This is a genomic window from Candidatus Methylomirabilis sp. (assembly GCF_028716865.1).
Taxonomy (GTDB): domain Bacteria; phylum Methylomirabilota; class Methylomirabilia; order Methylomirabilales; family Methylomirabilaceae; genus Methylomirabilis.
On the sequence record NZ_JAQUOY010000034.1, the window covers coordinates 1 to 20,744 of the forward strand.

Genomic DNA, 20,744 nt, shown 5'->3' on the forward strand with positions numbered 1-20,744 from the left:
GCTCCAGGAAAAGGCGAAGGCGATCCGTCTGCTTATCATGGACGTCGATGGCGTGCTCACCGACGGACGGATCTTCTATAACGCCGAAGGGGTGGAGAGCGAGGCCTTCTTCGTCAGGGACGGTTTCGGCCTTCGCATGGCCCAACAAGCGGGGTTGCTGACTGCGATCCTGACGGGACGTGTGTCGGGGGCGGTAACCCACCGCGCAAAGGAGTTGGGCATCTCTGAGATCCACCAAGGGGCCATGAACAAGCTCGAAGTCTACGAGATGCTCCTTCAGCGGTACGGTTTGACCGATGAGGCGGCGGCATACGTCGGTGACGATCTGAACGACCTTCCCGTGCTCGGTCGGGTCGGTCTCTCTGCGGCGCCGGCCGATGCTGCTGCGGAAGTGAGAGCGATGGTCGCGTACGTGACCACGCAGGACGGTGGCCGCGGTGCTGTCCGTGAGGTGATCGACCTGATCCTGAAGGCCCAGGGTCGATGGAAGGAGTGCGTTGAAAGGCGAGGGTCGGCCTCGAAATAGAGGCGGCTTCCGGCGGTGACTTTTTCTTGACAAGCGGAAGAGGTATGTTACAGTGACCGATCTGGGGTAAAATGGTGCTGTTCGCCGGCTCGCTGTGGGTGAGGAGGAGCGGATTTCGAAGAAGGGGAGGAGGACCGGTTCATGCCGTACAAACATTATCTATTCACGTCCGAATCGGTGACCGAAGGTCACCCAGATAAGATCGCCGACCAGATCTCTGATGCCGTACTTGACGCCATCTTCACGCAGGACCCTTATGGCCGGGTGGCCTGTGAAACGCTGGTCACGACGGGCTTGGCCTTTGTGGCCGGGGAGATTTCTACCAAGTGTTATGTGGACATCCCAAGGGTGGTCCGCGAAACGATCAGGGACATCGGCTATACGAGGGCGAAATACGGCTTTGATTACGAGACCTGCGGCGTGATCAACGCCATTCAGGAGCAGTCCCCTGATATCGCGTTGGGGGTTGATATCCAGGGGGCGGGGGATCAGGGGTTGATGTTCGGGTATGCCAGCGATGAGACACCCGAATTGATGCCGATGCCGATCATGCTGGCCCACAAACTGTGCAGGCGCCTGGCCGAGGTGCGGCGTACGGAGATCCTGGATTACCTTCGGCCGGATGGTAAATCGCAGGTCACGGTCGAATACGTCGATGGGAAGCCGAATCGGATCGATACTGTCGTCATCTCCACCCAGCACAGCGCTGAGGTTCCGTTAAAGCAGATTCGGGAAGATGTCATTGAGCAGGTGATTCTTCCGATTCTCCCTAAGGACTTAGTGGACTTGGACTCGATTACCTATCACATCAATCCTACCGGCCGCTTTGTGATCGGCGGTCCACACGGCGACACGGGGCTGACCGGCCGAAAGTTAATCGCGGATACCTATGGCGGTGTCGGGAGTCACGGAGGCGGCGCCTTCTCCGGGAAGGACCCGACGAAGGTCGATCGATCTGCGTCGTATAATGCCAGGTATATCGCAAAGAATTTCGTGGCGGCCGGCCTGGGCCGGAAATGTGAGGTGCAACTGGCCTACGCGATCGGCGTTGCTGATCCGGTGTCGGTGTTGGTGGATACCAAGGGGACAGGGGTGGTCCCGGACGAGGAGTTGACAAAAATGGTCCGCACACACTTTGAGCTGACCCCGGCGGGGATGATCAAGGCGCTCGATCTTCGACGCCCGATCTATAAGCAGACTGCGGCCTATGGCCATTTCGGTCGCACAGAACCTGATTTTACGTGGGAGAGAACCGATAAGGCCGATGGGCTGAGAAAAGAGGCTGGCCGATTAGGAGCTTAGAGGCAGGGTATGGGGTATAGGGTATGGGTTTGAAGACGGCCAAGGAGTGGGATCAAGCAAGTTTGATGACGGGTCTCTTTTCTATACCCTACCCCTAACTCCTAGACCCTGCTTGGAGGTACTATGGATTACGATGTGAAAGATCTGGCGCTGACGGATAAATGGCTCCTGCGTATTGAATGGGCGAGGGAATAGGCCGAGATTGAGTACGGCGTTTAGAATCGGATTGTTCTACAGTCGTTAGGCCTTCTTACAATTCTCTCATTTTAAATAGTTGCTGCCCCCCCCTGAAGGTCCTCTCAAAATCTCTTGCCGATTAATAACGATAATGATCCGGCTTATAGGGACCATCTGGAGAGACTCCGATATATTGAGCCTGCTTGGGACTCAACCGGGTTAGCTTGATTCCCAGTTTTTCCAAATGCAGTCTGGCGACTTCCTCATCCAGCTTTTTAGGTAAGGTGTAAACACCTATGGGTCGTGGATTGTTCCAAAGATCGATTTGGGCCAAGGTTTGGTTAGTAAATGAATTCGACATGACGAAACTGGGATGACCTGTGGCACAACCTAGATTGACAAGACGTCCTTCAGCCAGAAGATAGAGGTTGTTCCCATTGGGAAGTACATATTTATCCACCTGGGGCTTGATGTTGACGCGTTGCACACCCGGAAGGGATTTCAACCCGGTCACATCGATTTCGCTGTCGAAATGCCCGATATTGCAAATGATACTTTCCCCTTTCATCGTCACCATGTGAGCCGTAGTAATGACATCCACGTTACCGGTGGCGGTGATAAAAATATTTCCCACCTTGGCGGCATCTTCCATAACGGTGACTTCAAAGCCCTCCATCGCCGCTTGTAGGGCGTTGATGGGATCAATTTCAGTGACGATAACGCGGGCCCCGTAACTGCGCATGCTATGCGCGCAACCCTTGCCCACATCTCCGTAGCCGGCTACGACCACCACTTTACCTGCGATCATCACATCGGTGGCGCGCTTGATACCGTCGGCCAATGATTCTCGGCATCCGTACAAATTATCGAACTTGCTCTTGGTGACACTGTCGTTCACATTAATGGCCGGCACCAAAAGTTCCCCTTTTTCCATCATCTGGTATAAACGATGGACGCCGGTGGTGGTTTCCTCCGAAACCCCTTTCCAGTCTTTTATCATGCGGGTCCAGATACCCGGATGGGACTTCAAGGTTTTTTTCAACAAGTTGAGGATACAGCCTTCCTCCTCGTTTGCCGGTTTTCGATCCAGGAAAGACGCGTCTTTTTCGGCCCTGACTCCCCAATGAATGAGCAAAGTGGCATCGCCACCATCATCCACAATGAGCTGGGGTCCCAAGACCTCACCATTTTTGCCAGGGTGAACCAGCGCGTTAAAAGTACAGTCCCAATATTCCTCCAGGGTTTCACCTTTCCAGGCGAATACGGGAACTCCAGCCACGGCAATGGCTGCCGCTGCATGGTCTTGGGTTGAAAAGATATTGCAAGAGGCCCAGCGAACATCCGCACCCAGGTCGACCAAGGTTTCGATCAACACGGCTGTTTGAATGGTCATATGCAGCGAACCGGTTACCCGGACGCCTTTGAGGGATTTCAATTTCCCGTACTTTTCACGCACCGCCATCAGGCCGGGCATTTCTTTTTCAGCAATTTCAATTTCTTTGCGACCAAAATCGGCCAAGGACAAATCCGCCACCTTAAAATCAGGCGAAGAGGATAGTTTTTTTTCTGTTAACGTCGGCATGTTCATATCCTTTTTATAAAGAGTGCGAGGCGCCCCTATTTTAGCCCTCACCGGCCGCGCGGAACGCGGCGAGGGGAATTTCATGTGCTTGATTTTTTCTGATAAGGTATTGCTTCTGACGGGGGAAGTATACGCAGCAACGGACTTGTGGTCAAGGCAATATTGGCCCCAAAATGTGGGGTGTGGCCATGCGGGCGCTCGGGATGGGCGCGAATGTCATCATTGCCGAGATCGATCTTCAGATCTCGGCGTTGAAGCTGGCTTCGATGGGGGTCCGGATCGATACGCTCACGGATGAGCAGCGCCGGCACCTCGACTCATGGAGCATGGGAACATAGAGCGTTCACAGTTCAGCGTTCATAGTTTAGAGAACAAACCGATAGAATGGTCTGATCAACCCTGCCCATGAACTACGAACAATGAACTATGAACTCTCTTCAGCTTTTGACCGTGAGCACGGAGCTGAGGGCGGCAGCGGAGAAGAGGACATTAGGTAGCCACGCCGCGACGACCGGGGGCAGCACACCGCCTCGCCCCAGAGCAATGCTGAAGGAGTTGAGGATCGAGTAACAGATGGCAACTACCACGCAGGCCCCCGTCCAGGCCATCACGCCTCGCGTGCCGGTCCGGAGGGCGAAGGCGATCCCGATGAGGGCCATCACGAGGCTCATGAACGCTGTGGAGCCTTTTGCTGCCAGGTCGACCTGATACCGCATAGAGTTGACCCCGCTTTTGCCGAGTCTCTCGATGTACTCCCGAAGCTCCGCGGAACTCATCTCCTCCGCCTCCCGCACGACCTGCGCAAAATCCGTGGGCTTTTCTTCAAGATCGAGCGTGAGGTTCGTGAACGGATCGACTCGATAGCTCCCATTAGGCCTGGTCCAGGAGACTTCGCCGTCCCGAAGCCACCACCGCCCGCCTTGCCATCTGGCCTCCTTTGCATCGACCCTTCTCAACAGCCTGAAATCCGGTGAGAGTTCAAAGATGGTCAACCCCCGGATGTTGCCCGATGCCACCTCCAGCAGAGAGATGTGCAAAAACCGGTTACCCTTGGCTCGGTACCAGATATCGTTGTCCTTAGTTCGCTGAAAGGGGGAGACCTTCTGTACCTTGACCCGATACGCGTTCAGCGCGCGCTCGTTCATTTGAGGGATGATCGACTCACCAAGGATCAAGGCCGCAAGGCTCACCACGAGGCTGAGGACCAACAGTGGAACAATAATACGCAAGAAGCTCAGATGACCCATCTTCATGGCGAGCAATTCGTTCTGCCGGGTCATTCTTCCAAGGCTGAACAGGGCGGCGAGAAGCACCGCTATCGGCATGACCTGGAATCCGAACCATGGCAGCCTGTGGAAGTAATATTGGATAACCACTATGCCGGATACGTCAAGGAAGCGGGATAGGCGGTCGAACAGGTCAACAATGGCGGCGAGCGCGAGGAAGATCGCCAGTGAGAAGACGAACAGCCTCAAAAACTCTCTCGCAAGGTAACGATCCAGGATTCGCATAGCAGCGCTCAGTGCTCAGCTCTCAGGGCTTATAGGAGGACCTGTTGTGGCTGATCGCTGATCGCTGAACGCTGTCCTTGTCAGCGTTCGAAGCCTGGCGGGCAGAAAGGTCTCGCGACCCTCGGCAAGAACCAAGCTGATGGCGATAATGGCCAGAGCGAGGTTCGGGAACCATACGCCGAGGGCGGGCGCGATGTGCCCCCTGGATCCAAGACTTTCGCCGGTCGCCAGCAGGATATAGTAGAACACGGCAACAGCCACGCTGAGGGCAAGACTGACGCCGCGGCTTGCCTTCTTGATGCGAATCGCGAGCGGGGCGCCTATCGCGCTCAGAATGAGGCAGGCAATCGGGAGAGCGAATTTCTTGTGCAGTTCTACCTGTAGCGGCCAAGGCTTACCTCCGTCTTTGATGAGCCGCGCAATCTGTGCTCGCAACTCCCCGAGACTCATCTCCTTGCCTTGCCTCGCTCGCCCTGCCGTTTCAGCGAGGGTATCGCCGGTCGGGATCTGAAGATCGTAGGTGTCGAACTCGAGATTCCGATACCGACCCGGATCGTCTTTGGAGCTGATGTGGATATTTCCCTTTGAGACCTGGATTCCGATCGATGTCTCTGCCTCGTCATTCTTCGTGAGCATTTTGCCTTCCTGAGCAATGACCAGATGCTGATCGGTCTGGCTCCTGCGATCGATAATCAGGATGCCTTGAAGCGTTTTGTCCCGTTCCTTCAAGCGATCCACATAGATCGCAAGCCCCGGGTACTCGGTGTTGAACACTCCCTCCTCAAGTGCCGTCAGCGCCTTCGTTCGATAGAGCTGATGAATCAACGTCTTGAAGGCCCTCGTGCTGTTAGGCTGGACCAGGGTGCTGACCCAAAGGGTAGCGAGCGTCGCGACGATGCCGAGGAACACTCCAGGCGCCATAAGGCGGTACAGGCTGAGGCCGCTGGTCTTGAGTACGATCGCCTCCCCCTCGGATGAGACACGGCCATACGTGGCCAGGACGGCCAACAACACTGACATCGGGATCGTGACCGTCAAAGAAAAGGGGAGGATGTACAAGACAAGACGAAGGACGACTCCAACAGGAGCCCCTTTATTGATGATCAGGTCCATTAAGCGCATCATCTGGTCCATCAGCAGCACGAAGGTAAAGGTCCCGAGTCCGAGCGCGAAGGAGGCCGCCATCTCTCTCAGCAGTTGCCGATCGATCAGGCAGAAGGGACGCAGCCGTCTGGTGAGAGCAACCGCCTCATCCGCGCGAAGTGGAGGTGATGGCTTGGAGCCTTCAGGAGTTATGATCAAAGCCTGTCCTGAGCCGGGTCGAAGGGCTTGTCCAGAATTAGATCGAAGGACTGGCGCGAAGTGGAGTTGAAGGGGCGGTAGCGATCGCCATCGCTTGAGAATCTCCTCAGGTTGATCGCCGCGCGATACCGACTCGACAAGCTGGTGGAATGGCGAGAAGACGGCGCCGCAACTTGAGCAACGGACCACGTACAGCTTGATCGAGACCGCTCCAGAGTCGGTTCGAAGAAGCCGAGGGCGCTTCCCCATTCTGGCGAAGCCCGTCCGGACTCCGCAGCGACAGACCCACGGCGCTTCGGACGATCGCGGATGCTCTCGAAGCCCCAGCGCATCATCCAGAATCCGCTCCTGGAGTTGCGCAATCTGCTCAGCCAGCGCTATCGCCGCCGGTGAGGTATCGCGCGTCATGGGGGACCTTTTCTGCATTAAAAGAATTGTAGTGAAGAGGCCTCGGCAAGTAAACATAATTCGCTTGAAATAGCCTCAGCGAGGCTGTTATAAAGGCGCGTAGAAGAAGGCGCTGAGACTGCGGAGGTTCCTGAATGGGGATCGTGGTGGTCATCATCGGTACCGTCATGCTGGCCGTGACGCTCATCGCGATGATGAAAAAATCAACTCGAGAAGGCGTAGGCGCCTGGCTTGCGAAAACGCCTCTTCGTATCTGGTGGCTCCCTTGTCTCATGCTTGCGTATTACAGCATGATGAGTGCAGCGGTCGATCAGTGGAACGTCAATCTATTCGCACTGTTGGCGGTATATTTTGGATTACCGACATTGCTGCTGTATCTGACCGGACCAAAATCTGAGGAGACATGTACCGGAAGAGACCTGGTGATGAATTTTGCCGTGGTGCTGTGGATCTGGTTGCTGATTGAGCTCAAGATTGTGAACACGAATTGGCTGCGCGTACAAATCGGCAGCACCCGGCCCACCGCTCTACCGTTAGGCATGTATACGGCTATCACGTACGCGCTCATTGCCCTTTCGGGGTGGAGAAGATTTGACCTGAAGTGCGATCTATCTTTTCGAAAGTCCGACCTGCTCCCGATGGCAGCAACCTTCGGAGTGCTCGTCGTCACGCTGCTGTTGGTTACGCTCTCTACCGGGCTGACCACATTGGGGATCGCCAAGGTGGTGAGGCTCAATCCTCTTGGATTACCTCTGGCTATAGCCATACCGGTCGCGGTATTGGCGGCTGTTCCGATGGTCTTCTTCAGCGTCGGAGTAGTCGAAGAAATCTTGTTTCGTGGCGCGATTCAGAATCTTCTTTGGCATCGCCTGAAGCCGGTGTGCGCGCTGTTTATCGCCTCTGCAGTGTTTGGCCTGGCACATGTGAATAAAAGGGCGTTGGGGTTTGATACCCCGAACTGGCCTTACGCCGGGGTGGCCGCTATCGCCGGCTTAGGATATGGGTTTGTGTTCTGGAAGACGAACTCTATCATGGCATCTGCAACGGTCCACGCCATGATAGACGCGATGTGGATCCTCTTTCTCAGGGGTGGCAAATGAAGACGCGGGCTTCCCGTAACTACTCAGTTGGATAGACCGAAGACTGAAGGTTTTTAGGCGTAAATACTGCGTGATGATTGACATGCTTCAGCCTTCGACCTTCAGCCTAAATACCTGGGTCGTTATGGCTCCCCGGTAGCCCATGCGCCGCCCGCTCGCACCGCTGGTCCTTGCGTTCCTCCTGGGGATCGTGGCGGCGCGCCTTCTACAGCTTCCGGCACTCGTCTGGTTTCTCGCCGGACTCACAGCCGCCGGCCTCGCCCTGCTGGGTGCTGTGTACCGCCAGCTTCGCGTGGCCGGCATCTTCCTTCTACTCCTGTTCTTCTCCCTTGGCGCGGGTCGCTTCGGGGTCGAGTCCTCCCTCCTCCCTCCGCATCACATCGATCGTCTACCCGAAGAACTCTTAGATCAGCCGCTCCCGATCGAGGGGGTTGTGGCCTCGCCAAGCGATCCCCTGGCCGGCGGCGTCGGAGAGATCGAGAGCGAAGGGGGACGGATTCGGGTCCTGCTCGACCTGCGGACCATGTGGGTGGCCGGGCGAGAGATCAAGGTCACTGGACGCGCGCGCCTGACCCTGCTTCATCCCGAGATCGTTCCTGCCTACGGAGAACGCATTCGCGGGCAGTTCAAGCTTCGTCGACCGCGAGGATACAGCAATCCCGGCGGGTTTGATTACCCGCTCTATCTTAGAAGCCAGGGTGTGACTCTTGAAGGGTGGGCGGGCGAAGGCGATCCTATCGAGCGGCGAGGAACAGGAGAAGGGAGCAGGCTGCTTGCCTGGGCCTATACGCTCCGCGATCGAATGATTCGTGCCGTGAACGGCTTGTTGCCGCCGGATCAGGCGTCGCTGCTCGTGGCGGTGACCCTCGGCGAACGTTTGGGTATCCCGCGGCCGACCACCGAGGCGTTTGCGGGGTCCGGCACGTATCACATCCTGGCCATCTCCGGGCTCAACGTGAGCATCCTCGCCGGCGCGCTGTTTTTTCTTTTGAAGGCCGGCCGTGTGCCGCTACGGCTGAGCGCGCTGCTCTCGATGGGCCTCATCACCTTTTATGCCGCCTTGGCGGGCGGGAGCCCATCTGTGGTCAGGGCGGCAGTGATGGCTGACGTCTACCTGCTGGGGTTGGTCCTTGATCGGGAGGCCGATTCGTTGAATACCCTCGCCCTCTCCGCCATCGGGCTCCTCCTCTGGCAACCGCTGTTTCTGTTCGATGTCGGGTTTCAACTCACCTTTATCGCCACCGGGGCCATCCTGGTGGCGGTCGATCGAGTACCGTGCGCTTCATTACCGGCGCCCTGGCGATGGGTTGCAACCCCCGTGATATTGTCTGTTGCAGCCTTCCTCGGGACGGCCCCGATTCTCGCTGTGACCTTCTATCGGATCTCGCCTGTCGGCATCCTGGCCAACCTTCCGATCGTGCCCCTGAGCGGGCTACTCACGGGAGCGGGAATGTTGTTTGCCGTACTGGCGACGGTCATCCCCCAATCCATCGGGTGGCTCGCCACACTCATGGGATGGCAGATCGATCTGTTGGTGGGCCTTGCCGGCTGGTTTGCGCGGCTGCCGCTGGCGTCGATAACGATCTTCCCCCCGTCCGTACCGATGGTCGTCTGCTACTACCTGGCTCTGGGCGCATGGATTGCGGCTGCGTGGCGATGGTGGTTTCGGTGGATGGCGCTGGGCGCGGCCGTCGCTCTCGCCATCATGGTCAGCGTTCGTGCGCTTCCCATTTTTCAGAAGGGCCAGCTACGTATGACCGTCCTCGACGTTGGGCAAGGCGACGGCATTGTCCTGGAGCTGCCCGGGAAGCGAACCATCGTGATCGATGGCGGTGGTCTATTCGACGATCGATTCGACATCGGGGAGCAGGTGGTGGTCCCGTTCCTGCTCTCCCGTTGGATCGGCCACGTGGACCTCGTGGTCCTCACCCATCCGCATCCGGATCACCTGAACGGCCTGCAGGCCGTCCTCCGCCGTTTTCCGGTGAACGAAGTCTGGGATAGCGGCCAGCGGGCGGCTATACCGACCTACCTCTGGTTCGAAGAGACGCTGCGTTGGAGGCGGATTCCCCACAAGATCCTGCATGACGGGTATCGGACGGCCGAGTTTGCTCCGGTGCAGATTGCGGTGCTGCATCCTTCGAACTCGATGCTCCATGGCTCGCCACGCGGTCACTTCTCCGACGTCAACAGCAACTCGCTGGTCCTGACCGTCAGATACGGCAAGATGACGCTTCTCCTGCCCGGTGATATTGAACAGGAGGCGGAAGCGCGGCTGCTTGAGCAGGGGGCGGATCTGGAGGCCCAGGTACTGAAGGTGCCGCATCATGGCGGCAGAACGAGCAGCAGCGAGCCGTTCCTCGCGAGCGTGCGACCGAAGATCGCGGTGGTTTCTGCCGGCTACCGAAACCGCTTTCGACACCCGCATCAGGAGACGTTGGACCGGTATCGTGCGACCGCCGTCGACCTGTACAGGACCGACCGGGACGGCGCCGTCACCGTCACAAGTGACGGGAACAGAGTCGAGGTGGCGACGATGCGGGGATCACGCTGGTAGGGACCCAGTGCCAAGTTCAGTTGCGCTGTTCTCAGTGCCGGGTTCCGAGTTTTAAACCTGGAACATGGCGCCTGGCGCCTGGAACGTGTTTCTGATCCCGAAACCTTTGCAGGGAAAGGGTTTGACAAGCCAAGAGGCGTGTGTTAAGAAACCCGCATGGTAGCCATCCAGCCGCCAAAAATCTATACGGTCAGCGATCTCACTACCGAGATTCGCGCGACCCTTGAGGACTCGTTCGCCGGAATCTGGGTGGAGGGGGAGCTGTCGAATTTTCATCAGCACTCGTCCGGGCACATGTATTTTAGCCTTAAAGACGAGGCGAGCCAGATCCGTGCGGTCATGTTTCGGACGGCCAACCGGCAACTCAAGTTCCAGCCAAAGGACGGGCTGGCGCTCCTGGTGTATGGCGAGCTTAGTGTCTACGAGCGCCGCGGTGAATATCAGATCGTTGCAGAGTACATGGAACCGAAGGGCCTGGGGGCCTTGCAACTGGCGTTTGAACAGCTCAAGGAGAAGCTGCAGGCGGAGGGGCTGTTTGACGACGCCAGAAAGCAGCCGATCCCGTTGTTACCGAGACGGATCGGGGTCATCACGTCACCGACCGGGGCCGCCGTTCGCGATATCCTCCATGTGCTCCGGCGGCGTTTCGCCGGCGTCGACGTGCTGATTTATCCCGTGGCGGTTCAGGGCGACCAGGCGGCCCCGGAGATCGTCGAGGCGCTCGGCGAATTGAATCGGCGTGGGGGACTGGACGTCGTGATTGTGGCCAGGGGGGGCGGCTCGATTGAGGACTTGCAGGCCTTCAACGAGGAGATGGTGGCCAGAGCCATTGCTGCGTCCAGGATCCCCGTCATCTCGGCCATCGGCCATGAGGTCGATTACACAATTGCCGACTTCGTGGCCGACCTTCGAGCGCCCACGCCGTCTGCCGCCGCAGAGCTGGTCATTGCCAAGCAGGACGAGCTCATGCAGCGGCTTGACGACCTGGGATTACGGATGGCTGGTGTCATACGATCCAGACTGCACAGTCTGAGGATTCGGATGAGCGGGCTGGATCGCCACCTGCGACTGCTCAACCCGATCGAGCGGATTCGGATGCAGCGGCGTTGTCTGTCGGAGCGTTGGAAGGATCTGACGGCTCTCGCCAATCGACGGTTAACGGCCCTCCACAGTGGATTGCAGACAACCGCCGGCAAGTTGGATGCGTTGAGCCCGCTCGCGATCCTCCATCGAGGCTATAGTATCTGCCTTCGGCTTCCCGGCCATGAGATCATGAAGGACAGCTCGGCAGTGAGGGCCGGCGACCTTGTTGAGGTGCGTCTGCATCGCGGCCGGTTGCGCTGCAATGTCCGCGAGGTTCAGGTCGGAGAAGGGTAGGAGCAGCAATGGAGGAGATCCGATTTGAAGAGGCGCTCAAGCAGCTCGAGGCGATCGTCACCCGTCTTGAAATCGGAGATCTCCCCCTCGAGGAGGCCCTCTCGATCTTCGAGGAAGGGGTTCGATTAACCAAACTTTGCTCGGCCCGGTTGAGCGAAGCAGAGCAGCGGGTCAATATCCTGGTCCGCAGCGCCGAGTCCTCCCCCGGTAGTTTTGAAGAACAGCCGTTTGAGAATGAGGACGAGGAAGAGTTATGAGAGGAAATCGTTGACGCCGGAAGAGTTGGGACGGTACCTGGAGGAGCGGCGGCTGCTGGTTGACGAGGCGCTGGACAGGTATCTTCCCGGCGCCGGCGATCACCCGAAGGAGATCCACGAGGCGGTCCGCTACAGTGTCTTTGCGGGGGGCAAGCGACTTCGACCGATACTGATCCTGGCGGCGGCAGAGGCCGCAGGCGGACAGGTGGAACAGGCGCTTGCAGCCGCGGCCGCCATCGAGCTGATACATACCTATTCCCTGATTCACGACGACCTGCCGGCCATGGACGACGATGACTATCGCCGTGGGCGGCTGACCTGCCACAAGGTGTACGGCGAGGCGATGGCCATCCTGGCTGGTGATGCATTGCTGACGCAGGCATTCATCCTTCTGTCGCTCCCGCCGCCCCTTCGACAGAGTTCAGGGCAGGCATCAGGTCAGGCTGAGCAGTCCAAGGCGACGGACACGCAGAGGAGCGCGGAAGTCCGCCTCGGCGTGATCCAGGAGATCGCCCAGGCCGCAGGTAGCAAGGGGATGGTCGGCGGCCAGGTCGTGGATATGCTATATGAAGATCGGGAGGTCGATCTGCCGACACTCACGTATCTGCATGAGCATAAGACCGGCGCCCTGATCCGGGCTTGCCTACGTGTTGGCGGCCTGCTCGCCTCGGCCGCATCGGAGCAGATGGAGGCCCTGACCCGCTATGGCGAGCGGATCGGGCTCGCCTTTCAGATCGTGGACGACATCCTGGATCTGGAGGGGAACCTGGAGGCCCTGGGAAAACAGGCGGGGAGCGATCTCCGCAAGAAGAAAGCCACCTTTCCGTCCCTGCTCGGAATCGAGGAGTCGCGGCGATGGGCTCATCGCTTAGTGTCCGAGGCGAAGCAGGCCGTGGTCATCTTCGGCGACCGCGGGGCGGCGCTTGCTGCCATTGCCGAGTTCGTTGTGATGCGTCGGGGGTGATGGAACATCACGAATGCTGCCCTGAGTGTAGGCGAAGGAGTGATTCAGCGCGCCCCATCGGTTGTTGATGACTCCGCCGGCAAGAGGGCCAAGCGGGTCCGCCTGGACCTTACCGTGCAAGCCCACGGCTTGGCAGCAAGCCGCGAGCGTGCCAGGGCGCTTATTCTGGCCGGCCAGGTGCTGGTTGATGGCCGTATGGCGGACAAAGCGGGGACCCTGGTGGCGGAAGACGCGCGGATTACGCTCAAGGCCCCCGAGCACCCCTACGTAGGACGCGGGGGTGTCAAACTGCATGGTGCCATAGAGAGTTTTTCGATCCCCGTGACCGGCCGCGTTTGCCTCGACCTTGGCGCATCAACGGGGGGATTTACCGACTGCCTGCTTCGATATGGCGCCGCCCACGTCTATGCGGTTGATGTCGGGCGCGGACAGCTCGATGTGAAGCTCAGAGCCGATCCCAGGGTGACCGTCATGGAACGGACTCACGTACTGACGCTTCTGCCGGCCGCGTTTCCGGACCGGCCTGACCTGGCCACCGTAGATCTCTCATTCATCTCCCTTGCCGCAATTCTTCCAGTGCTTCCCCCGCTTCTGACTGAGTCCGGTGAAGTCCTGGCACTGATCAAACCGCAGTTCGAGGTCGGTAAGGGTCATGTCGGAAAAGGGGGTGTCGTCCGTGACCCGGAGGCGCATCGGCAGGTCATTACAAAGGTCGGCAGGCGTGCTATTGAACTGGGGCTTCAGATTCTTGGCGTGGCTCCTTCCTGCCTGTTCGGGCCGAAGGGGAACCGTGAGTTTTTCATCTATCTGAGCAAGATCGGGACAGGCTGGGCTCCTGAGGAAGCGGCCGAGCAAGCTGTGGGGGGAGGCGCGTGAAACGGATCGGCATCATCGCCAAGTTTCATAAGCCGGAGGCTCGGACCATCCTTGCCGAGCTGGTTCCGTGGCTCACGGCCAAGGGTGTAGAAGCAGTCCTGGATGAAGAGACCGCCAAGTTGGCCGGGATCACCGGTGGTCAGCCGAAACCTGATCTGCCGGGACTTGTGGATCTCCTCCTGGTTCTAGGTGGGGACGGGACGCTCCTGTCCGTGGCGCGCCTGGTCGGGACACGCGACGTACCGATCCTGGGAGTGAACCTCGGCGGCCTTGGATTTTTGACCGAGGTGACCCTTGAGGAGATCTATTCAACCCTGGAGGCGGTCTTACAGGGCAACTATGAAGTGACTCACCGGATCCTGCTGACCGCGACGGTCTATCGGCAGGGAGAGCGGATTGCCGAGTATGTTGCGTTGAACGACGCGGTCATCAACAAAGGTGTGCTGGCCCGGATGATCGAGCTGGAGACCTACATCGACGGGCAGTATGTCACGACCTTCCGCGCCGACGGCCTTATCCTTTCTACCCCGACCGGCTCAACCGCCTACTGCCTGGCGGCCGGTGGTCCGATCGTCTACCCGACACTTCGCGCGCTTGTTATGACCCCGATCTGTCCCCATACCCTCACCCTCCGCCCCATTGTGATCCCGGACGCCGCAAAGGTGGAGATTGTCCAGAGTTCGACGGATGAGAACACCTGCCTGACCATGGACGGCCAGGTAGGGTTTACCCTTCGCCATCGCGATGTGATCAAGGTTGTTCGCTCAGACCACACCATCACGTTGCTCAAGGCGCCCGGGAAAGACTACTTCCAGATCCTTCGCACCAAGCTGAAATGGGGCGAGCGGTAACGTCGTGCTCCGCGAGCTCCAGATTGCGAATTTCGCCCTGATCGACGCGCTCCGGGTAGAGTTTGGTCCCGGCTTGAATGTCCTTACAGGAGAAACCGGCGCCGGAAAGTCGATCATCATCGACGCCTTGGGGCTCACGCTGGGGACGAGGGGAGAGGCGGAGCAGATCCGCACCGGGGCGGAAGGCGCAACAGTAGAGGCGGCGTTCGATCTGCAGGGCGACGAGGCTCGGCGGCTGCTCAGCGAGAGCGGGATCGAGTGCCCCCCCGATGAGTTCCTGCTCGTGCGGCGCGTGCTCCTGCGCGAGGGCAAGAGCAAGGCCTACCTAAATGGGGGGCTCTCGTCGGCTACGTGGCTTCGTGACCTTGGTGAACTTCTGGTCGAGGTCCACGGCCAGCACCAGGGGGTAGTCCTGACTCAGCCTTCTCGCCAACGGTTACTCCTCGATGCCTATGCCGATCTCACGGAAGACGTGACGGCTTTCCGTATGCTGTACAGCCGACGCCAGGCCCTGAGGGCGGAATTGGACGCGCTGCGCGCGGGCGAGCGGGAAAAGGCCCAGCGCCTTGATCAGCTCCAGTATCAGCGAGGAGAGATCGCCGCCGCGCGACTGAACGAGGAAGAGGAAGAGGAGCTTACCCAGGAGCGGACGATCCTCACGCACGCCGAGCGGCTGCACGCTGCGGCGCACCTTGGATACGAGGGGTTGTACGGAGAGCAGGGTTCGGTCGTGGGTCGCCTGGCCGCGATTGTGTCGAAGCTCAACGATGCACAGCACATCGATCCGCGGCTGAAAGAGGTCGTCGAGACCTGCGAGGCTGCCATTGCGTCGGTTGAGGATGCTGCCGCCCAGCTCAGGGACTATAGGGAACGGGTTGCCTTTGATCCTGAGCGTCTGGAGCAGGTGGAGGGACGACTGCACGAGATCGGTAAACTGAAGCGGAAATACGGCGGCTCGATTGCCGAAATTCTCGCATGTGCGGCGTCGGCTGAAGAGGAGTTGCAGCGCCTCATGAGTTCAGAGGCGCGGGGACAACAGATCGATCGGGAATTGGCGACGCTGGACGAGACGCTCATGCAGCAGGCGGCTGCCCTGACAGCATGCCGAAAGGCGGCAGCCGAACGATTGGCCGCGGCTGTCCGTCAGGAGTTGCAGGCCCTGAGGATGGAGAGGGCGGACTTTGTCGTCCAGATCAGGACTCGCGCTGGATCCGATGATTCGTGTCTGCAAGCGTACGGGGCGGACGAGGTGGAGTTCCTGATTGCCCCGAATCCTGGCGAGGAGTTGAAGCCGCTTGGCCGCATCGCCTCCGGCGGTGAACTGTCGCGGGTCATGCTTGCCATCAAGGCTATCCTGGCGGCTGCAGATCAGGTCCCGACGCTGGTCTTTGACGAGGTGGACGTGGGGATCGGCGGGGGAATGGCTGAGGTGGTGGGACAGAAGCTCTGGGCGATCGGGAGAGGACGACAGGTCCTCTCGATCACGCATCTTCCGCAGATTGCAGCCTTGGCCGACCGCCATCTCTCGATTGTCAAGCGACTCAAGGGGGCTCGCACGGAAATCGCCGTTGAGAAGCTGGAAGGCGAAGAGCGAGTCCGTGAGATCGCCCGAATGCTCGGGGCAAAGGGGCGATCGGGTACCCCCTTACATCATGCCCAGGAGATCCTGGAGACCGCCAGTCGGTGGAAGGCAACAAGGGCGTCTGGAGCTTCTACTTGACAGGGCGCCATGAGGCGTTTACACTAAAGGACGTTGAGAACCCGCCATTGAGAGAAGGAGGCCGATGGCCTCCTCTCCGTGTTTGTTGGCCCTGATCCAGGAGGACCAAACAGTGTACGCAATTATCGAGTCGGGAGGCAAGCAGTGCCGCGTCAGCCCTGGCGCCCTAGTAACGCTCGAACGGATCGAAGGCGAAGCCGGAAAGCAGGTGGAGCTTTCAAAGGTGCTGCTGGTGGCCGATGGGGACCAGGTGAAGGTCGGTGCTCCTTACGTGCAGGGCGCCACAGTCACGAGCGAGATCGTTCGACAGGGGCGTGGGCCCAAGATCGTTGTGTTCAAATTTAAACGGCGAAAGCGGTATCGGCGTACGCAAGGACACCGTCAGGCGCAGACTACTTTGCGGATTACAGAAATCAGGGGTTAGGGATTAGGGGTTGGGTTAAAGAATCAGGCTGTTGCCAACCCCCAACCCGCTGTAACCTGTCTGTTGGAGGTGAAGAATGGCACATAAAAAAGGGATGGGGAGTTCCCGGAACGGCCGGGATAGCCAAAGTCAGCGACTCGGCATGAAGGCTGCTGCAGGGCAGACCGTACCGGCCGGCAGCATTCTGATGCGCCAGCGCGGCACCCGCTTCAAGCCGGGCAAGAATGTTGGGATCGGCTCTGATGATACGCTGTTTGCCAAGGTGTCCGGGGTCGTAACTGTCGAGCACCGTGGGGGACAAGGCCGCTTCCTCAGCATTACGACGGTCTGACCTGCCTGGCGGCAGACAGGCGCGCTCAGTTGATATTCGTCGATGAGGCCCGCATCCGGGTCAAGGCGGGGGATGGTGGTCGGGGCTGTATCAGCTTCCGGCGAGAGGCGCATGTCCCGAGAGGTGGCCCGGACGGCGGCGACGGCGGCGACGGCGGGAGCGTATATCTTGTTGCCAGTCGTTCGTACCGAACCCTCAGCGACCAGAAATTTCACCGGTACTCTTGCGCCAAAGACGGAGCGCACGGACGCGGCAAGAGGATGCATGGTCGGCGGGGCGCTGACCTGATTATCCCGGTCCCACTTGGGACAGTCGTCGTAGATGGCGACACAGGGGAGCTTCTGGCTGATCTGGTTGAGGACGGACAGCAGGTGCTGGTCGCCAAGGGAGGGAAAGGCGGCCGGGGCAATTCCCACTTTGCTACCCCAGTCATACAGGCCCCTCGCATCGCAGAGCCCGGGCAACAGGGGCTGGAACGATGGCTTCACCTCACCTTGAAACTGCTTGCCGAGGTCGGCTTGATTGGCCTTCCCAATGCGGGAAAATCTGCGCTTCTCTGCCGCATCTCTGCCGCCAATTCGAAGGTGGCAGAGTACCCCTTTACGACGCTGACCCCACACTTGGGAACCGTCGAGATCGATCCGCTGGGCGCCTTCGTGGTGGCGGACATCCCTGGCCTGATCGAGGGAGCATCCTCAGGCGCAGGCCTCGGAATCCGTTTTCTGCGACATATCGAGCGAACCCGCCTGTTAGTACATGTCATTGATATCTCCGACACTGCAAGGGATCCTCGGGAAGCGCTGGCGGTGGTTGAGGAAGAACTCCGAACCTTCAATCCCGAGCTGTTGAAGCGCCCCCGCGTCATTGCCGCCAATAAGATCGATCTTCCACATGACACCCATCTCCCCATGCTCCACGCCCTCTGCACAGAACGGACTCTCCCCCTGTTCCCGATGTCGGCCGTCACCGGTGAGGGGGTCGAGCGATTCGTCGGGTACCTGGCCGATCAGGTCCGGAAGGATTCCAAGCGTCAGGTGTCGATGGAGTGTCGAGTTCCATGAAAAAACATGCCCTTGACCCTATACCCTACCCCCTATACCCTAAACCCCAGTGAGCGTCCCATGAGTCGCGCAGAAAGATCATCGCCGGACGCTCGATCCACTCCTTCGGCAGGGCTCAGGACAGGCTTGCGGGAGGCAAAACGGTTGGTCGTGAAGGTTGGCTCCGCCGTTCTGTCCAAGGGCGATATCGCCTTGCACCAGGCGACACTGGAGCGGATCTGTCGTGAGCTTGTCTGGCTTCGGAAGGAGGGGTACCAGGTGGTGCTGGTCTCCTCGGGCGCCATTCTGGCTGGGATGGGTCGGCTTGGGCTGACCGAGCGGCCAGGGAGCATCCCATTGAAACAAGCCGCTGCCGCCGTCGGCCAGAGCCTGCTTATGCGCCGCTACGAGGAGGCCTTCGCGCCGTATGGCCAGAAGCTGGGGCAACTCCTCCTGACCCAAGAGGACTTTCGTTCGCGACATCGGTACCTCAATGCGCGCAACACCTTATTTGCGCTGCTTCACTTGGGGGTACTCCCTGTCATCAATGAGAACGATACGGTCGCAGTGGAGGAGATCAGGTTCGGGGATAATGACCATCTTTCGGCGCTCGTGGCGACACTGCTCGGGGCGGACCTGCTGGTCATTCTGACCGACCTGGACGGGCTGTTTACGGCTGATCCGAGGAAAGATCCCAACGCGAAGCTCGTCCATGAGGTGCCTCGACGGTCTACGGGGCTCCACTTTTGGGCCGATGAGTCGGGGACCGGGCTCGGCACGGGCGGAATGGTCACAAAGGTCAAGGCGGCGCGCGCGGCAGCGGCCGCCGGCGTCCCTACCATCATCGCGAACGGTCTTGTGGAGGGGATCCTGGAGCGGATCATCCAGGGCGAGGCGGTCGGCACCATCTTTCAGGCGTCTGCGTCACGGATGCGGAGTCGAAAGCGTTGGCTGGCTTTTGCGACGGAGCGTAGGGGGCGGATTACCGTGGATGTCGGGGCCAAGGAAGCGCTCGTTCGTCACGGCAAGAGCCTTCTATCCTCTGGAGTTGTCTCAGTAGATGGCGAATTCGAGGGGGGCGATGTAGTCAGTCTCTGTGACATCGACGGCGTAGAATTCGCGAGGGGTGTGGCGAGCTATGACGCTGCACAGGTGGAACAGATCAAGGGTATCAGGAGCAACCAAATCGAGGATGCGCTTGGCGTCAAGTCATTCGATGAGGTGGTGCACCGGGATAACCTGGTGATCCTGGAGGGATGAAGGCGTGACGGCGCAGATGGTGCGGGAGCTGGGGACAGTGGCGCGGCTTGCGGCTCGGGCCTTGGTCATGATGGTGCCGGAGGTAAAGAACCGGGCGCTCATGGCCATGGCGGACGCGCTGTGGAACGGTCGGGCGGCGATCCTCTCGGCGAACGCGCTCGACCTAGCGGAGACCAGATCGCAGCACTGCCCGCCCGCGGTCCTGGATCGACTGGCGCTTGACGAAGGACGGATTGAGAAGATGGCGGCAGGCGTCCGGCAGGTGGCCGCGCTTCCCGATCCTGTTGGAGAGATTAGCAGAATGTGGCGCCGCCCAAACGGTCTCCTTATTGGCCGGATGCGAGCACCGCTCGGGGTCATTGGCGTCATCTACGAGGCCAGGCCTGGAGTCACCGCCGACGCGGCGGCCCTCTGTCTGAAGTCAGGGAACGCCGTGATTCTGAAAGGGGGTCGGGAGGCGATCCGCAGCAACAGGGTCATCAGCAGCCTGTTGGCGGATGCCGCGATAGGAAACGGCCTACCCAAGGGTTGCGTGGCCTTCATCGATTCGGTTGACCGGGAGGCAGTAACACACCTGCTTCAGCTCACAGGGCTCGTGGACCTGATTATCCCGCGAGGAGGCGAGGAGTTGATCCGGGCGGTGCAGCGGACCTCAACCATTCCGATCCTGGCTCACGATAAAGGACTCTGCCACACCTACGTCGATGAAGGGGCTGATCTCACCATGGCGGAGGAGATTGCCTTCAACGCGAAGGTCGATCGACCGGGTGTCTGCAACGCCATGGAGAGCCTGCTGGTGCATGAGGGGGTTGCGGCCGACTTCCTGCCACGCATCGTCGATCGGTTGCAGGATGCCGGGGTCGAGATCCGGGGTTGCCCTCGAACACGGGCCCTGGTCCACGGTATCGCACCTGCCACCGAGGCAGACTGGGATACCGAGTATCTCGGCCTGGTCCTGTCTGTCAAGGTGGTCGGGTCGTTCGAAGAGGCCGTGGTCCATATCGCCGCGCACGGTTCCGGCCTGGCCGAGGCAATCGTCACAGCGGATCACGGCCGGGCCATGCGCTTTCTCCGGGAGGTGGACGCTGGGGCTGTCTACGTCAACGCCTCGACCCGTTTCACCGACGGCGGCGAGTTCGGGATGGGCGCCGAGATGGGGATCAGCACGCAGAAGCTCCA

19 protein-coding genes are annotated in these 20,744 nt (G+C 59.5%); 16 read left to right on the forward strand and 3 right to left on the reverse strand.

The features are described from left to right. Together PHV01_RS11455 and metK are read left to right on the forward strand one after the other, a co-directional pair. Positions 1–526, forward strand: a 526-nt coding sequence (locus tag PHV01_RS11455) for an HAD family hydrolase (protein WP_337291296.1), incomplete at its 5' end; no start/stop codon positions are given. Between the two features lie 141 nt (positions 527–667). Beyond that, complete coding sequence (gene metK, locus PHV01_RS11460; RefSeq protein ID WP_337291297.1) at positions 668–1,828, forward strand: methionine adenosyltransferase; 1,161 nt, start codon at positions 668–670, stop codon at positions 1,826–1,828. A gap of 316 nt (positions 1,829–2,144) precedes the next feature. On the opposite strand, the gene ahcY is transcribed toward metK, so the two are convergent. Next, a complete protein-coding gene (gene ahcY / locus PHV01_RS11465) occupies positions 2,145–3,587 on the reverse strand; it encodes an adenosylhomocysteinase (protein WP_337291298.1) in 1,443 nt (480 codons plus the stop codon). Positions 3,588–3,775: 188 nt separating this feature from the next. On the opposite strand from ahcY, the gene PHV01_RS11470 reads away from it, so the two are divergent. Then, entirely contained in the window at positions 3,776–3,925 is a 150-nt protein-coding gene (locus tag PHV01_RS11470; protein ID WP_337291299.1) for a hypothetical protein, read from the forward strand. 99 nt (positions 3,926–4,024) lie between these two features. On the opposite strand, the gene lptG is transcribed toward PHV01_RS11470, so the two are convergent. Both lptG and lptF read right to left on the reverse strand, forming a co-directional pair. Continuing rightward, positions 4,025–5,098: an LPS export ABC transporter permease LptG gene (lptG, locus tag PHV01_RS11475; RefSeq protein ID WP_337291300.1), complete on the reverse strand. Its 1,074-nt coding sequence runs from the start codon at positions 5,096–5,098 to the stop codon at positions 4,025–4,027. A 15-nt stretch (positions 5,099–5,113) separates the two neighbouring features. After that, on the reverse strand, positions 5,114–6,808 hold the full coding sequence (lptF, locus tag PHV01_RS11480; protein ID WP_337291301.1) for an LPS export ABC transporter permease LptF: 1,695 nt from the start codon (positions 6,806–6,808) through the stop codon (positions 5,114–5,116). 134 nt (positions 6,809–6,942) lie between these two features. On the opposite strand from lptF, the gene PHV01_RS11485 reads away from it, so the two are divergent. From PHV01_RS11485 to PHV01_RS11545, 13 genes are all read left to right on the forward strand, one after another. Beyond that, a complete protein-coding gene (locus PHV01_RS11485) occupies positions 6,943–7,908 on the forward strand; it encodes a CPBP family intramembrane glutamic endopeptidase (RefSeq protein ID WP_337291302.1) in 966 nt (321 codons plus the stop codon). Between the two features lie 142 nt (positions 7,909–8,050). Continuing rightward, positions 8,051–10,465, forward strand: coding sequence for a DNA internalization-related competence protein ComEC/Rec2 (locus tag PHV01_RS11490; protein ID WP_337291303.1), 2,415 nt, complete (start codon positions 8,051–8,053; stop codon positions 10,463–10,465). Between the two features lie 156 nt (positions 10,466–10,621). Further along, entirely contained in the window at positions 10,622–11,842 is a 1,221-nt protein-coding gene (xseA, locus tag PHV01_RS11495; protein ID WP_337291304.1) for an exodeoxyribonuclease VII large subunit, read from the forward strand. Positions 11,843–11,850: 8 nt separating this feature from the next. Beyond that, a complete protein-coding gene (gene xseB, locus PHV01_RS11500; protein WP_337291305.1) occupies positions 11,851–12,099 on the forward strand; it encodes an exodeoxyribonuclease VII small subunit in 249 nt (82 codons plus the stop codon). Beyond that, positions 12,077–13,063, forward strand: coding sequence for a polyprenyl synthetase family protein (locus PHV01_RS11505; RefSeq protein ID WP_337291306.1), 987 nt, complete (start codon positions 12,077–12,079; stop codon positions 13,061–13,063). Before xseB ends, PHV01_RS11505 begins: the two co-directional genes overlap by 23 nt. 39 nt (positions 13,064–13,102) lie before the next feature. Continuing rightward, positions 13,103–13,939: a TlyA family RNA methyltransferase gene (locus tag PHV01_RS11510; protein WP_337291307.1), complete on the forward strand. Its 837-nt coding sequence runs from the start codon at positions 13,103–13,105 to the stop codon at positions 13,937–13,939. Continuing rightward, on the forward strand, positions 13,936–14,790 hold the full coding sequence (locus PHV01_RS11515; RefSeq protein ID WP_337291308.1) for an NAD(+)/NADH kinase: 855 nt from the start codon (positions 13,936–13,938) through the stop codon (positions 14,788–14,790). Before PHV01_RS11510 ends, PHV01_RS11515 begins: the two co-directional genes overlap by 4 nt. A 4-nt stretch (positions 14,791–14,794) precedes the next feature. Further along, on the forward strand, positions 14,795–16,510 hold the full coding sequence (recN, locus tag PHV01_RS11520; protein WP_337291309.1) for a DNA repair protein RecN: 1,716 nt from the start codon (positions 14,795–14,797) through the stop codon (positions 16,508–16,510). A gap of 112 nt (positions 16,511–16,622) precedes the next feature. Next, positions 16,623–16,934: a 50S ribosomal protein L21 gene (gene rplU / locus PHV01_RS11525; RefSeq protein ID WP_337291314.1), complete on the forward strand. Its 312-nt coding sequence runs from the start codon at positions 16,623–16,625 to the stop codon at positions 16,932–16,934. A gap of 76 nt (positions 16,935–17,010) precedes the next feature. Beyond that, a complete protein-coding gene (gene rpmA / locus PHV01_RS11530) occupies positions 17,011–17,265 on the forward strand; it encodes a 50S ribosomal protein L27 (RefSeq protein ID WP_337291310.1) in 255 nt (84 codons plus the stop codon). A gap of 29 nt (positions 17,266–17,294) precedes the next feature. Next, positions 17,295–18,326, forward strand: a complete 1,032-nt coding sequence (gene obgE / locus PHV01_RS11535) for a GTPase ObgE (protein ID WP_337291311.1) — start codon at positions 17,295–17,297, stop codon at positions 18,324–18,326. Positions 18,327–18,386: 60 nt separating this feature from the next. Then, a complete protein-coding gene (gene proB / locus PHV01_RS11540) occupies positions 18,387–19,565 on the forward strand; it encodes a glutamate 5-kinase (protein WP_337291312.1) in 1,179 nt (392 codons plus the stop codon). A gap of 4 nt (positions 19,566–19,569) precedes the next feature. Continuing rightward, the coding region (locus tag PHV01_RS11545; protein ID WP_337291313.1) for a glutamate-5-semialdehyde dehydrogenase at positions 19,570–20,744 on the forward strand (1,175 nt) is incomplete at its 3' end.

Coding starts and splice junctions, on each gene's coding strand:
- rpmA (WP_337291310.1), top strand. CDS start 17,011: ATGGCACATAAAAAAGGGATGGGGAGTTCCCGGAACGGCCGGGATAGC.
- metK (WP_337291297.1), top strand. CDS start 668: ATGCCGTACAAACATTATCTATTCACGTCCGAATCGGTGACCGAAGGT.
- PHV01_RS11490 (WP_337291303.1), top strand. CDS start 8,051: ATGCGCCGCCCGCTCGCACCGCTGGTCCTTGCGTTCCTCCTGGGGATC.
- PHV01_RS11485 (WP_337291302.1), top strand. CDS start 6,943: ATGGGGATCGTGGTGGTCATCATCGGTACCGTCATGCTGGCCGTGACG.
- PHV01_RS11470 (WP_337291299.1), top strand. CDS start 3,776: ATGCGGGCGCTCGGGATGGGCGCGAATGTCATCATTGCCGAGATCGAT.
- PHV01_RS11505 (WP_337291306.1), top strand. CDS start 12,077: ATGAGGACGAGGAAGAGTTATGAGAGGAAATCGTTGACGCCGGAAGAG.
- xseA (WP_337291304.1), top strand. CDS start 10,622: ATGGTAGCCATCCAGCCGCCAAAAATCTATACGGTCAGCGATCTCACT.
- lptG (WP_337291300.1), bottom strand. CDS start 5,098: ATGCGAATCCTGGATCGTTACCTTGCGAGAGAGTTTTTGAGGCTGTTC.
- ahcY (WP_337291298.1), bottom strand. CDS start 3,587: ATGCCGACGTTAACAGAAAAAAAACTATCCTCTTCGCCTGATTTTAAG.
- lptF (WP_337291301.1), bottom strand. CDS start 6,808: ATGACGCGCGATACCTCACCGGCGGCGATAGCGCTGGCTGAGCAGATT.
- proB (WP_337291312.1), top strand. CDS start 18,387: ATGAGTCGCGCAGAAAGATCATCGCCGGACGCTCGATCCACTCCTTCG.
- xseB (WP_337291305.1), top strand. CDS start 11,851: ATGGAGGAGATCCGATTTGAAGAGGCGCTCAAGCAGCTCGAGGCGATC.